The organism is Paenibacillus mesotrionivorans (assembly GCF_046098205.1).
Lineage (GTDB): Bacteria > Bacillota > Bacilli > Paenibacillales > NBRC-103111 > Paenibacillus_AR > Paenibacillus_AR mesotrionivorans.
This window is the reverse complement of record NZ_JBJURJ010000035.1, coordinates 1-1,333: the sequence shown is the minus strand read 5'-3', so window position 1 is coordinate 1,333 and position 1,333 is coordinate 1. Positions and strand designations below refer to the sequence as shown.

General features: G+C 49.0%; 1 protein-coding gene. It reads left to right on the top strand.

The genetic code is table 11. The features are described 5' to 3' along the window. Nucleotides 1–148: 148 nt before the first annotated feature. Nucleotides 149–1,327, top strand: coding sequence for an IS4 family transposase (locus tag ACI1P1_RS29680; RefSeq protein ID WP_416220220.1), 1,179 nt, complete (start codon nucleotides 149–151; stop codon nucleotides 1,325–1,327). The last annotated feature ends 6 nt before the right edge of the window (nucleotides 1,328–1,333 follow it).

Here is a 1,333-nt window from a genome sequence, read left to right as displayed (position 1 = left end):
GCACTAGCGATGCGTCAAACCTAACATGGAATTATCCAATATTCCTAAATATGGGTTAATTTGAACGTTGTCACCTGGTCAAACCTGAAAAAAACTCCTAATGTAGAAGGATGGCGCGTTATCCATCCCCCTTACAAAAGGAGCCCTCATGGATAACATATCGAATTTGTCTACCCTTTGTCAATGCCTTCGTCTCCTGGACATAGGCCAGTATCGTTCCGATCTGGATGATCATCGAGCGAAACAATTGTTTGTCGGCTCGACCATCCAGTTGCACGTTGTCGGTCAGCTCTTAAACTTACGATCCTACAAGCAAATCGCCGAACAACTCCATGCCCATAAGACCTTGCGCAAACTGACAAAGCTCAAATCCATCAGCGCTTCCGCGTTGTCTCGGAAAACACCGAAACTCTGCACCTCTTCCCTGCAAGCCTTGTTTGTCGGTTTAGTGAAGCAAATTCAAGCCCTTCAGCAGGGGAAATCCCCGAGGGCTCTAGGAAAATTATGCTTGGTGGATGCCACAGAGTTGAAATTGCCGCTGCATCTGTCTGGCTGGGCTTATTGCTCGTCAAGCAAGCAGGGAGTCAAAATGCATACGCGTGTGGTAGTGGACCGTTCGCCAACCGTTTTTCCGGATCGCATCATTGCCTCTACTGCCGATGTGAATGAAACAGAAGTCGCAGTCGAGTTGGTGACCCATCCCGATGCGATTCATGTCATGGATCGCGGCTACCAAAAACACGAGCACTTTGAGAAATGGACGGAGCAGAACCTGTTGTTTGTGTGCCGCATCCGGGAAAGTACCCGATGGATCGTCAGACGGGATTACCGAATTTCCAAGGCTGACAAGTCCTTCATCACCTTCGACCAAAAGGTCATCCTGAATAAGTGCAAGGTTCCGGTACGGCTTGTGGTCTTCGAGGATGAACATGGACGGTGTTACCATGTGGTGACCAATTGCTGGAACCGAAGCGCAGTAGAAATCGCACAGATATATAAGCAGCGCTGGCTCATTGAACTTTTTTTCAAGTGGATGAAACAGCATTTACGGCTAATCCAAGTGTTCAGCTACTCGCCCGAGGGCATCTGGAACCAAATGTACTTGGCTCTCATTGCCTTTGCCTTGTGCAGGCTAATCCACTTGCGGACACAAACATCCAAAACCGTATGGGACGTGCTGCAATGGATTCGGATCTACGCTCATGCCCAGTGGAAAGTGTTCCAAGAGGCCTTACACAGGAAGCCCACCCGAACGTCGAGAGGACGACAAGTAGTGGACAGGCCGCCAAAGGAAGCACAGGTACTCAAAAAAATCATCGTGAAGTAACAACCA

Bases quoted from the DNA above. Each gene is read 5' to 3' on its own strand.
- ACI1P1_RS29680 (WP_416220220.1), top strand. From the start codon at position 149: ATGGATAACATATCGAATTTGTCTACCCTTTGTCAATGCCTTCGTCTC.